The organism is uncultured Succinatimonas sp. (genome assembly GCF_905203285.1).
Classification (GTDB): domain Bacteria; phylum Pseudomonadota; class Gammaproteobacteria; order Enterobacterales; family Succinivibrionaceae; genus Succinatimonas.
In genome coordinates this window covers 1-8,392 of the sequence record NZ_CAJKVK010000083.1, presented here as the reverse complement: position 1 = coordinate 8,392, position 8,392 = coordinate 1, and the positions used below count along the sequence as shown (strand labels likewise).

The 8,392-nt window shown below is 40.7% G+C and carries 10 protein-coding genes; 6 read left to right on the top strand and 4 right to left on the bottom strand.

The window, feature by feature from the left end; all coding sequences use genetic code 11:
- The 5 genes from QZ019_RS08060 to QZ019_RS08045 form a co-directional block, all read left to right on the top strand.
- Nucleotides 1-191: hypothetical protein (locus QZ019_RS08060; protein ID WP_295484009.1), on the top strand; the 191-nt coding region annotated here is incomplete at its 5' end.
- Nucleotides 158-1,198 (top strand): IS3 family transposase, encoded by a 1,041-nt coding sequence (locus QZ019_RS08055; RefSeq protein ID WP_295484006.1) that lies wholly within the window; start codon nt 158-160, stop codon nt 1,196-1,198. The genes QZ019_RS08060 and QZ019_RS08055, both read left to right, overlap by 34 nt.
- Entirely contained in the window at nt 1,120-1,728 is a 609-nt protein-coding gene (locus QZ019_RS08050) for an IS3 family transposase (RefSeq protein ID WP_295484003.1), read from the top strand. The genes QZ019_RS08055 and QZ019_RS08050 overlap by 79 nt, the downstream gene beginning before the upstream one ends.
- A 47-nt stretch (nt 1,729-1,775) precedes the next feature.
- Entirely contained in the window at nt 1,776-1,991 is a 216-nt protein-coding gene (locus tag QZ019_RS09910; RefSeq protein ID WP_366936826.1) for a zinc ribbon domain-containing protein, read from the top strand.
- A gap of 40 nt (nt 1,992-2,031) precedes the next feature.
- Nucleotides 2,032-2,943 (top strand): GrpB family protein, encoded by a 912-nt coding sequence (locus tag QZ019_RS08045; RefSeq protein WP_295484001.1) that lies wholly within the window; start codon nt 2,032-2,034, stop codon nt 2,941-2,943.
- On the opposite strand, the gene QZ019_RS08040 is transcribed toward QZ019_RS08045, so the two are convergent.
- The 4 genes from QZ019_RS08040 to QZ019_RS08025 all read right to left on the bottom strand — a co-directional run bounded on the left by QZ019_RS08040 (nt 2,936) and on the right by QZ019_RS08025 (nt 7,608).
- Nucleotides 2,936-3,421 (bottom strand): pyridoxamine 5'-phosphate oxidase family protein, encoded by a 486-nt coding sequence (locus tag QZ019_RS08040; RefSeq protein WP_295483999.1) that lies wholly within the window; start codon nt 3,419-3,421, stop codon nt 2,936-2,938. The two genes, QZ019_RS08045 and QZ019_RS08040, sit on opposite strands and share 8 nt — an antisense overlap.
- Nucleotides 3,422-3,425: 4 nt before the next feature.
- Nucleotides 3,426-5,327: a bifunctional UDP-sugar hydrolase/5'-nucleotidase gene (locus tag QZ019_RS08035; RefSeq protein WP_295483997.1), complete on the bottom strand. Its 1,902-nt coding sequence runs from the start codon at nt 5,325-5,327 to the stop codon at nt 3,426-3,428.
- A 223-nt stretch (nt 5,328-5,550) separates the two neighbouring features.
- Nucleotides 5,551-6,921, bottom strand: a complete 1,371-nt coding sequence (locus QZ019_RS08030; RefSeq protein ID WP_295484012.1) for a 4-alpha-glucanotransferase — start codon at nt 6,919-6,921, stop codon at nt 5,551-5,553.
- Nucleotides 6,922-6,969: 48 nt separating this feature from the next.
- Complete coding sequence (locus QZ019_RS08025) at nt 6,970-7,608, bottom strand: carbohydrate-binding module family 20 domain-containing protein (RefSeq protein WP_295483995.1); 639 nt, start codon at nt 7,606-7,608, stop codon at nt 6,970-6,972.
- Between the two features lie 211 nt (nt 7,609-7,819).
- Between QZ019_RS08025 and QZ019_RS08020 the strand changes: the two genes are divergently transcribed.
- Nucleotides 7,820-8,392 (top strand): VanW family protein (locus QZ019_RS08020; RefSeq protein ID WP_295483993.1); only part of this gene is annotated, 573 nt, incomplete at its 3' end.

Sequence of the window (8,392 nt, the reverse complement as noted above, 5' to 3'; positions counted from 1 at the left end):
GTCAGAAAATCACCGATAAGAAGAATCATGAGGCTCAGGCGATTATTGAAATGCTACCCATGATAAATGCAGTACACTGCATTTGTCACCAACAGTGTAAAAATGATCCACAAGGGGTGCGGACAAAATCCTGGACTGAAACCGGGAGAAAGACATTATGTTTTCATACAAAGATCGACTTAGAGCAGTAAAGTTTTATATTAAATCAGGATACAGACTCAGATATACCTTAAGATGCCTTGGATATCCTTCATCACGAGTAACGCTTAAGCAATGGCATCAGGAATATATAAAGAATAATCAATCTTTACACACTGAATATAAAACGGAAAATCGTCACCACAGTAAAAAGTATTCTAAAGAACAAATAAACTCGGCGCTAAAATATTATTTTTCACACGGAAGAAATAAAGCCGTGACACTTAAAGCTTTGGGTTATCCGCAAAGCTCGGATACTTTGCGTCAATGGCTGTCGGCATATACTCAAGAAGGCTATAGCACACATCGGACTTCAAGTGTCAAAAGTAAAAAACGTTATAATCAACAGGAACGCACAGCAGCTGTAAAAGCATTGCTGACACCTGTCGGATCTGCTGAAAAAGTAGCAGAGCAGCATAAGGTCAAACGAGCGACACTCTATAAGTGGGCAAGTCAAATTAACGTTTCTTTCAAATCGATGAAAAAGAAAATACCTAAAGATATCTCTTTAAACGAGCTTCAAAATAAATATCAGGAGCTCTTTAAAGAATACGAACAGCTGCAAAAGGATGTATATCGTCTGCAGATGGAAAAAGATATTCTGGAAAAAACCGGTGAAATCTTAAAAAAAGAGGAAGGCATCAATCCGCAAAACCTAAGCAACCGCGATAAAACTTTAGTGATTGATGCCTTAAAAAATCAATATTCGCAACAGGATTTATTATCTTTATTAAAGATATCCAAAAGCTCGTTTTACTATCAGCTTACTGCTTTATATAAACCTGACAAATATGCTGCAGTGAGAGAAACGATAAAAACAATCTTCAATCACAGCTATCAAAGTTACGGATACAGACGTATTCATGCTGCTTTAAAAAATGCCGGCACTGTTATCTCAGAGAAAGTCGTAAGAAAAATAATGTGTCAGGAAAACATAAAAGTAAAAATAAAGCGCACCAAAAATATTCTTCTTATCAGGGAGAAATCAGTCCTGCTGTAGATAATGTAATTCAACGTAATTTTCACAGTTGTAAACCATACCAAAAATTACTGACTGATATTACCGAATTTGCATTGCCGGAAGGTAAAGTATATTTATCTCCGTTAATTGATTGTTTTGACGGTATGGTAACCTCTTGGACTATAGGCTGTTCACCGAATGCTGAATTGGTCAATAGCATGCTTGATAATGCCATTGATAAAATAGCCGGAAAGGTTAAGCCGGTCATTCATTCCGACCGAGGGTACCATTATCGTTGGCCCGGATGGATAAAACGTATGGAAGATAACGGTTTTATTCGTTCCATGTCGAAAAAAGGATGTTCTCCGGATAACAGTGCCTGCGAAGGATTTTTTGGCAGACTTAAAAACGAATTTTTCTACGATAAAGATTGGACTAAAACCGGAATAAAAGATTTTATCTTAAGTCTTGATAAATACCTTCATTGGTATAACGAGTGTAGGATAAAGGCAAGTTTAGGATATAAAAGTCCGGTGCAATATCGACAATCTTTAGGTATTATGGAATAAATCAAGTCCAACTTTTTGTCCGCACCCCCACAAAGAGCGAAGTAAAATTGATCCTCCTTTTTATAAAACAGGAGGATCATTTGATAACCAAGGAGATATTCAGGTGCGTAAAGTGCGGCTATGAGGCCAATGCCGACCATAATGCCGCACAAAACATCTTAAGAAGGGCAGGACTTGCCCGGATGGCCTGTCAAGCGAACCTCAATAGAGGTAGGCAGCAGGAACTCGCCGAAGCTTACAACAGCAGCTCTATTGTTGTTTAGCAGTAGGAATCATCGGCCTTTAGGCCTGTGAGGATGTCAAATGGCACAGCATATTACCGTGGTAAATTATGATCCTTCCTGGCAATTAAAGTATGAACATGAAAAACAGAAGATAATGGCGATTCTTGACAGCAATCTCCTTGCTGTCTATCACATCGGTAGTACTGCAGTTGCAAATTTAGCTACAAAACCAATCATTGATATTATGGCGGAAGTGCGAGACTTATCTTTAGTCGATATTAATAAAGCTGCCTTTGAAAAAATCGGCTACGAATATTTAGGAGAGTTCGGAATTAAAGGCAGACGTTATTTACGCAAAGGCGGAGATGAGCGTACTCATCAGATCCATATTTTTAAATATGACAATTTAGATGAAGTTATAAGACATTTAGCTTTTAGGGATTATTTGAGAGTACAAAATGATGTTTGCGCAGAATATGCAAAGTTAAAAAAAGCTTTGGCAATTAAGTTTCCTTATGACATTGACGGTTATTGTGACGGTAAGGACGGTTTTGTTAAAGAGTATGAACAAAAAGCTTTAGCCTTTTACGACAGTTCCTGGGATCGTCTGTATTGTGCGGCAAGAAGTATTCAGACACGACGTGACGTATCGCCTTTTATTGTCGCAGGTCCGGTTGCTTCGGCTCTTATGACGGTAAATGGGAATATTTACACCGGAATTTGCATTGATATGGCGTGTTCGTTAGGTATGTGTGCTGAAAGAAACGCTATTAGTACCATGATAACCAACGGTGAAAAACATATTTCTAAAATTCTTGCTGTAAACACCGACGGCGCAATCATTGTGCCGTGCGGATCTTGCCGTGAGTTCATGATGCAGTTATCAAAAGACAGTCCTAAAATCGAAGTTCTGACTGATTATGAAAGCAAGATGTCTGTTTCTTTAGGTTCATTGGTTCCTAATTGGTGGGGAACAGATCAATTTAGTTAATGCTATGAGCCTTGGCGCTTAAATCTTCTGCCTTAAAGGCAATGACACAGGTTTTATTGAGCATTTGAAGAGGGAAGGTAAATTCATCTTCCGTCTTAGCGCAGTGCCCTATAATCAAATTTAACGCGGTACTTTTTACTTGTGGATCGTCTATAAATTGCGCACGGCTTGCAGCCATGACGCTTGCATAAGCAAAGCTGAAGGAACACGGTTTTTGCTGCGAGCCTAAAATAATCTCATGTCTGCAGTCTAACTGCAAAAACACCCGCGGATTGCTTTTTAAAATATCAATTTTTTTACCGCTTGTCGCGCAATGAACATAAAAGGTTAATTTTCTTCCTTCGCACGTAAATCCGAAATTTACCGGTACCACGTAGGGGATGCCGTTATCGGACATGCCAAGATGCAGAACATCGCAATCAGAAACGATCTTGACGATTTCATTAATATCGGTAATTTCACGATCTTTGCGGCGCATATTTTTATTCCTTTGTTGGCATTAATTCTACAGCGGGTATTGTACTTAAGTTTGATCCTTGCTTAATACCAATCCCAAGGATAGTGTTGAGGTAAATTTCCTGCGTTGCCTCGGCAATTTGCAAAATATGGTCGCCGGGTGCAAGTTCAAACTTTAAAAGCCCGTTTTTGTCTGCAAAGCATGGCAGGAATTTTTCACCGTCAACACTGCAATGAAATTTAAGTTTTTTATTTTGTTGATGGAAATTACGTATCTTTACATAAGCACTGACGCTCTTAGGCAACTGTGTGTAAGAGATACGTCCTTGTGCCTTTAAATACTGTGTAAATCCGTCATTTTCTTTAAGGTGTTTTAAGTAGGATATAAGAGCATCCTGCTCATCGCTAAATTCAGTAAGCGTCGGTATGTCCTTTAGTATCGAGTATCCGTCAGAACCGGAGAGGATAAAATCGTTACCGGCAAGAATGATTTTTCTTTTAGTATCGTAGCGGGAAAGTGCTGTTGTTTCTCCGTCAAGAAATATTGCTTTAACCTTAGGTTTACTGTTTGGATCAAGAATTATCTTTAATCCTGAGATCTGCAAAAAGCCGCCGCTGTCTTTGATATTTTGCAAAGTGCCTGCAGCTGAAAGATTGTTTAAATAACGGTAAGAGTGCTCAAATATGTCGTAGAGGATCTTAGGGCTTACAAGCTTACTTGTCAGGGTATTTAGAAAAGGCTCAAAATATAAGGTGCTTGCATAAGTTACGGCACCGGGGCCCAGATTAACGCGGATATTTCCGCCGTTTTGGATCGCGACGGCAGGAAACTTTAAAAAATTAGAAGAGATTTTTGTTTTTAGTGCGTACATAATAGCATCAGCGGCAAGGTCGCCTGCCGGGGTTTCAGTAACGCGTGATAGATCGATCCCGTATTGCTCACCTCCGTAAAGTGTAAACGGCAATGAGATAATTTCTTGCTGCAAGATTTTATTTTGTTTGTGCCGGAATTTTTGTTCCAGCTCTTCGGTTTGGGCGTCAGGTTTTATTCCCTTACTAAGGAGATCTTCATAGGTTAGTAAAATGCTTTTCACTTGCGGTTTTTCTGAAGCTTTAAAGTTTAAAACGTTTAATCCGACTTGTTTAAGACGGCTCCCGGTTTGAGAAATGGTAATGCCGTTTACGTGCTTTACATATTCCTGATGGCTGTGTCCGTCAATGATAAGATCAAGCTCGTCTTGATAAACTCCTGTAAGTGCAAGAGCCAGATTTTTTGACGTGCAGGGCGCATCGTCACAACCTAAATGAGCAAGCAGGATGATGGCGTCAAGTTTAAGGGGACGCAGCAAATCAAGCATTTTTTTGGCACTTTTAACTTCATTTTCAAAGTTAAGAGTGTTCAGCAAGCGGTAATCCGTTGATTGTAAGGTTTGTACGGTGGTGAGTGCGAAAACTCCAATTTTGAAACCGTTTTTGTTAAAAACAGCGTAGCGCCCTTCGTTAGGTAAGTTAAGGTTATTTAAAAGAGGTTTTTTGTCTTTGTAAACATTAGAACATAAAGTAAGAAAGTTGGCACTTGCCGCATGCTCAAATAATTTATTTTGCCCATAATCAAATTCGTGGTTGCCAAGGGTCATTGCATCATAACCTGCTGCATTCATCAAGGATATAACGTCGTCCCCGTCTGATAACGCAGCAAGCGGCGCACCTTGCACTGCGTCTCCGGCGTCAAAAAGCAGTGCATCATAATGCTTTTTTAAACCTGAAATTAAAGCTAAGTCAATTTGTTTATTATGGTTAAGAACATTAGCATGCATATCATTAGTTGATACTATATAGACAATATTGTCGGTATTTAATTCACAGCAGGCACTTAATAGTAAGGATGTTAGTAGCGCTTTAAAAAATAGGAATAACTTTTTCATCATTGCAGGCAAAAGTTTAAATTATGATCATACATGCTACCTTGAAGTTAAAAGCAGCTCAAGAAAAAAAGATTTGCATTGAGATTTAGTTCTTTGACGCATTATGGACTTAATTATTTTCTGTTTTTTGCTTTTTTTATGAGCGATGGCAGGAACTCGCCGAAGTTAACAGCAGTAGGATTGTTGTTTAGCGGTAGGATCTCCGTCCTTTAGACTCGGGAGGACATCAAAGAAAGCATATAGGATACCGAATTTGCCTACTGCGCGACCTTAACGCTTCTTTTTCAGCAGGCAGTAAGCGTGAGAAGATATAATCATCTAAAACAGCGATGCGCGGGTGATAAAGGTTGGGCCGATTTCTATCCGGAATAAACAAAACGTCACTTATAAGAGAATAAAGTCCGTCACGCAGTTTGAGACTTTTTGCATCGTTTTTATCTTTAAAGTACGCCTGTACCTGACGTTCGGTTAAGAATTTTTCGTTTAGCCCGTAAATATCATGATGCAGATGACGGACAAATTTTTTCTTAACCAGATCTGCGTCTTCATCGAATAAACGATTTAACAGATCTTCATTAATAAAAGGACGGGTCATGAAATCGTACTGGAATTTAAGCCCGTAGCTTTCGATTTCCTCCACTGAAAGCGGTAAAGATGGAACGAAGTTGCCTAAAAGTCCGCGTACGGCATGCGTCGGAATATCCCATATACGGAAAAAGCCTAAAATATGATCAATCCGGTAGGCACCGAAATATTCGGACATTTTATTAAAGCGCTTAAGCCACCAGGCATAACCGTCTTGCTCCATTCTTTCCCAATTATAAGTAGGGAACCCCCAGTTTTGTCCGTCTTTGGCAAAAGGATCGGGAGGTGCTCCGGCTTGGCTTTCCATATTAAAGTAAAAAGGTTCCACCCAGGCTTCAACGCTGCTGCGGCTGATGCCGATAGGAATATCGCCTTTTAAGATAATATTGTGTGCTTGGGCGTAATTACTTACGGCACTTAACTGAATATGCAGCAGGTACTGAATATAGTAATAAAAAGCGATGTCTTTATAGGTTTCAGACTTTTCATCGCATAATGCCGCAATTTCAGCAGGATCGTACTTATGCTCTTTCCAGCGCTTAAAATCCGCAGTAGCGTATTTATCTCTTAAATATGAAAAAGCCGCATAGGGAACAAGCCATGATTGATTGCGCTTGAAAAATTCTTTAAATTTTAAAGAGCTTAAAATCTTAAGACCGCTCTCATCATAGGAGCAGCGTAAATATTCACGTTTGGCTTTATTTACGGCTTCATAGTCAATAGAATCAAGAGCATTGAGCTTGTTTTGCAATTTTTTAAATCGGTTGTTTAATTTTGTGTTTTTAAGCTCGCCTACCTGCCTTAAATCTATATACATAGGATGGAAAGCGTAGATAGAGATACTGTTGTAAGGATAAGAATCAGTCCAAGTTCCGGTAATTGTTGTGTCATTAATCGGCAGAATTTGAACGAGCTTTTGTCCGGTTTGTATGGCCCAGTCAATAAACAATTTCAGGTCGCCGAAGTCCCCGACACCGAAGCTGCCGCTGCTTTTTAGCGAAAATACGGGAATAGCCGTGCCGGCAATTTTGGGGGAGAAAGGATAGAGTTTAACTTCACTTTAAGGAGGATATTCGCAAATGCCCTTTTGTAAGGAAGCATTACGGTTTGCACCTATTTCCCAAAATATTTCACCGTTATCTTTATTAATTGCGGCAAATTTATACTCAAAATAAGAAGGAAGATCGTCTTTATCTAATGATGCGCTAAAGAAATTCGGCATTATCTGCACGAGTTCCACGCCTTTTTGCGGATCCAAATTGCCAAGAGCTTTACAGTCTCCGGTGATAAATAAGGCGCTGTTATTGTCAAGATGACACCAAGCGCGTAAATTCAAAGATTGTTTTAAAGTGTTTGCAGGAGAGACAGCGTTTTTACTGTTAAAAGCATCCGTATATAAAAAAGAGTCATTAAGCTTATCTCTCCAGCTGTCGACAACTACAGCTTCTTTGTCTTCAATATTTAAAGAGAGCTTATGGCTAAAACGCAGTCCTTCGCTTCTTACAATCCGGTTTTTAGCTTTAACTTCATAGATATATTCAATAAAAGAAAAAGCGTCGTCGTTAAGATCGATAAAACCGTGCCAGTTTTTATCTTCACTGCAGGTTAAAGGAATTGACAGTTCTTTGGGTTTGAGAATTTTAATGAATAATTCCTGTCCCCAATGGGCTTTATATTCGATTAAAAACTTTAATCTCATGATTGATACCTTCAAGTAATTTTTAATCGACTCTTAATGGCGCCTTTAAGAGTGGTCTTGGGTTTGTACGGGGAGATTATAGGAGGTTCTGTCGAAAAAAGAATGAATAATCTTTTAACATTTTCTGAACAAAGCACGATTGTTACCGCTTTGTTGTGGATTTGGAGCGGGCAGTATGGCATACTAATAAAAATGACTGGGGAGGGAGCACATGGACAAGACCATGGACCTGCGCCCGCCCATCCGGCGCAGTTGGCTGCGCCTGCGGCTGGGAAAGGCATATTACACAGGGAAGCGGTATCTCCTGTGGTGCTCGCCTAAGTACCGTTGGGCAAAGACCCGGAAGGAAGAACGGCTCCCCTATGTCCAGTTCTCCCACGCCACGCCGCTTATGCGACACCTCCGGGGAGAAGAAATGGTCTGGCAGGAGAATAAGGTGACAAATCTGAAACTGGCCGTAAAGCGGCTGGACGGGCTGATCCTGTATCCCGGCGAGACCTTCAGTTACTGGAGGCGCATCGGAAAGCCCACCGCCCGGAAAGGTTACAAGGAGGGCATGGTGCTGTTTCTGGGACAGATCGGCGGGGATATTGGCGGCGGGCTGTGCCAGCTGTCCAATCTGATTTTCTGGATGACCCTCCACACGCCCCTGACGGTGACGGAGCGCTACCGCCACTCCCATGACGTGTTCCCGGACGCTAACCGCACCCAGCCCTTCGGCAGCGGGGCCACCTGCGCCTATCCGCACCGGGATCTCATGATCCGCAATGACACGGACCGGCCG

Bases quoted from the DNA above. Each gene is read 5' to 3' on its own strand.
- QZ019_RS08055 (WP_295484006.1), top strand. From the start codon at position 158: ATGTTTTCATACAAAGATCGACTTAGAGCAGTAAAGTTTTATATTAAA.
- QZ019_RS08045 (WP_295484001.1), top strand. From the start codon at position 2,032: ATGGCACAGCATATTACCGTGGTAAATTATGATCCTTCCTGGCAATTA.
- QZ019_RS08040 (WP_295483999.1), bottom strand. From the start codon at position 3,421: ATGCGCCGCAAAGATCGTGAAATTACCGATATTAATGAAATCGTCAAG.
- QZ019_RS08035 (WP_295483997.1), bottom strand. From the start codon at position 5,327: ATGATGAAAAAGTTATTCCTATTTTTTAAAGCGCTACTAACATCCTTA.
- QZ019_RS08025 (WP_295483995.1), bottom strand. From the start codon at position 7,608: ATGAGATTAAAGTTTTTAATCGAATATAAAGCCCATTGGGGACAGGAA.